This window comes from Actinomycetospora sp. 2LY8.5, assembly GCF_057180585.1.
Map to the genome: position 1 here is coordinate 1 of NZ_JBXUHE010000109.1, position 1,205 is coordinate 1,205.

Below are 1,205 nucleotides of genomic sequence, written 5' to 3' on the forward strand. Positions count from 1 at the left end.
CTAGTGCTGCATCAAGCAACGTCGGCGTCGTATCCCTGGGCTTGATCAGGATCTTGTGAGTCGGGAGGCTGTCGCCGGAGGTGGTGGGCGATGGCACGGCCCGCGGAGGTGTTCGCTCGGGAGCTGTCCGAGGCGGAGGCGGAGCGCCTGGTCAAGATCACCAGGACGGCGAAGGACCGGGTGCGGCTGCGGCGGGCGGGGATCGTGCTGGCCTCGACCCAAGGCCGTTCGGCCAGTGACGCGGCGGCGATGTTCGCCGCGACCGCGGCGTACGCGCGGGAGGTGATCCACGCGTTCAACGACCAGGGGTTCGCAGCCCTGGACCCAAAATGGAGCGGGGGCCGACCGCCTAAGTTCGGTCCCCGGACCCACGAGACGATCTGTCGGGTGGCCAAGACCGCTCCAGCGCAGCTCGGGCGCCCGTTCACCACCTGGAGCCTGACCAAGCTCGTCGAGCATCTCGCCGTGGCCCACCGGATCGCGGTGAGCACCGAGACCGTGCGCCTCGTGTTGCGCGCCGCGGGCATCTCCTGGCAGGCCACCAAGACCTGGAAAGCCAGCCGCGACCCCGAGTTCAGCACGAAGAAGGACCGCATCCTCGAGCTCTACGACCAGGCCGCCGCCGGGCAGCTGCCCGTCGGCGGGCGGGTGATCTGCGCCGACGAGTTCGGGCCGCTGAACCTCCAGCCCCGCCCCGGCCACGGTTGGTTCCCCCGCGGCCGCCCCGCTCGGCGGCGGGCGACCTACACCCGCACCGGCGGGGTCCGGCACATGATCGCCGCGCTGGACCTCGCCAGCGGGCAGATGTTCTACCGGTTCCGTGACCACAAGCGCTGGCGGGAGTTCCTCGACTTCCTCAAGCAGCTACGGGTCCGGTTCCCGACCGGGCGACTGTTCGTGGTGTGCGACAACTTCTCCCCGCACCGCAAGGCCGAGGTCGCCGACTGGTGCGCCGCCCACGACGTCGAGCTGGTGTTCACCCCGACCCACGCCTCCTGGCTGAACTGGATCGAGGCCGAGTTCACCGCGCTGCGCTACTTCACCCTCGACGGCAGCGACTACCCCAGCCACGCCGCCCAGCAAGCCGCGATCGCGGGCTACGTGCGCTGGCACAACCGCCACGCCACCCCGAAACGCCGCTTCGCCGCCAACTCCAAGATCCGCAGACCCGATTACCTACCCAACGTTGCCTGATACAGCACTAG

1 protein-coding gene is annotated in these 1,205 nt (G+C 69.7%); it reads left to right on the top strand.

Annotated elements, in window-relative coordinates; all coding sequences use genetic code 11:
* Positions 1-90 precede the first annotated feature (90 nt).
* Positions 91-1,194 carry an IS630 family transposase gene (locus tag AC2A1K_RS35625; protein ID WP_483901075.1) on the top strand — a complete coding sequence of 368 codons (1,104 nt, stop codon included), beginning with the start codon at positions 91-93 and terminating at the stop codon, positions 1,192-1,194.
* Positions 1,195-1,205: the final 11 nt, after the last annotated feature.